At 51.5% G+C, this 1,023-nt stretch carries 2 protein-coding genes; both read right to left on the bottom strand.

From position 1 onward, the window contains the following. The coding region (locus tag HEN21_RS22500; protein ID WP_024234363.1) for a phage terminase large subunit family protein at positions 1 to 326 on the bottom strand (326 nt) is incomplete at its 3' end. Then, positions 301 to 846: a DNA-packaging protein gene (locus HEN21_RS22495; RefSeq protein ID WP_000453587.1), complete on the bottom strand. Its 546-nt coding sequence runs from the start codon at positions 844 to 846 to the stop codon at positions 301 to 303. The genes HEN21_RS22500 and HEN21_RS22495, both read right to left, overlap by 26 nt. Positions 847 to 1,023 lie beyond the last annotated feature (177 nt).

Here is a 1,023-nt window from a genome sequence, read left to right as displayed (position 1 = left end):
CCATCCGTCGGCAACCAGATAAGGGTGTTGCGCTGCTTATGCTCTATGAAGTAGGCATAAACACCCAGCAGCATTTTGGAATAACCAACACGGGCAGACTTCACCACATTCACCTCACGGATGTAGTCGCTGCCCATCGCATTCATGATGGCCCGCTGAAAGGGCAGTGTTTCCCAGCGCCCTTCCTGGTATGCGGATTCTTTCGGGAGATAGTAATTGGCATCCGCCCATTCAACGGCGGTCTGTGGCTCCGGCCTGAACAGTGAGCGAAGCCCGGCGCGGACAAAATGCCGCAGCCTGTTAACCTGACTGTTCGATATATTCACTCAGCAACCCCGGTATCAGTTCATCCAGCGCGGCTGCTTTGTTCATGGCTTTGATGATATCCCGTTTCAGGAAATCAACATGTCGGTTTTCCAGTTCCGGAAAACGCCGCTGCACCGACAGGGGGATCCCGTCGAGAATACTGGCAATTTCACCTGCGATCCGCGACAGCACGAAAGTACAGAATGCGGTTTCCACCACTTCAGCTGAGTCTCTGGCATTCTTCAGTTCCTGTGCGTCGGCCTGCGCACGCGTAAGTCGATGGCGTTCGTACTCAATAGTCCCTGGCTGGAGATCTGTCTCGCTGGCCTGCCGCAGTTCTTCAACTTCCCGGCGCAGCTTTTCGTTCTCAATTTCAGCATCCCTTTCGGCATACCATTTTATAACGGCGGCAGAGTCATAAAGCACCTCATTACCCTTGCCACCGCCTCGCAGAACGGGCATTCCCTGTTCCTGCCAGTTCTGAATGGTACGGATACTCGCACCGAAAATGTCAGCCAGCTGCTTTTTGTTGACTTCCATTGTTCATTCCACGGCCCAAAACAGAGAAAGGAAACGACAGAGGCCCAAAAGTTCGTTTTCAGCACCTGTCGTTTCCTTTCTTTTCAGGGGGTATTTTAAATAAAAACATTAAGTTACGACGAAGAAGAACGGAAACGCCTTAAACCGGAAAATTTTCATAAATAGCGAAAACCCGCG

The sequence above is a fragment of the Escherichia sp. 93.1518 genome (assembly GCF_013368915.2).
Classification (GTDB): domain Bacteria; phylum Pseudomonadota; class Gammaproteobacteria; order Enterobacterales; family Enterobacteriaceae; genus Escherichia; species Escherichia ruysiae.
Note: the sequence above shows the minus strand (reverse complement) of the source record. Positions and strands in the feature narration are given on the sequence as shown.

Bases quoted from the DNA above. Each gene is read 5' to 3' on its own strand.
- HEN21_RS22495 (WP_000453587.1), bottom strand. From the start codon at position 846: ATGGAAGTCAACAAAAAGCAGCTGGCTGACATTTTCGGTGCGAGTATC.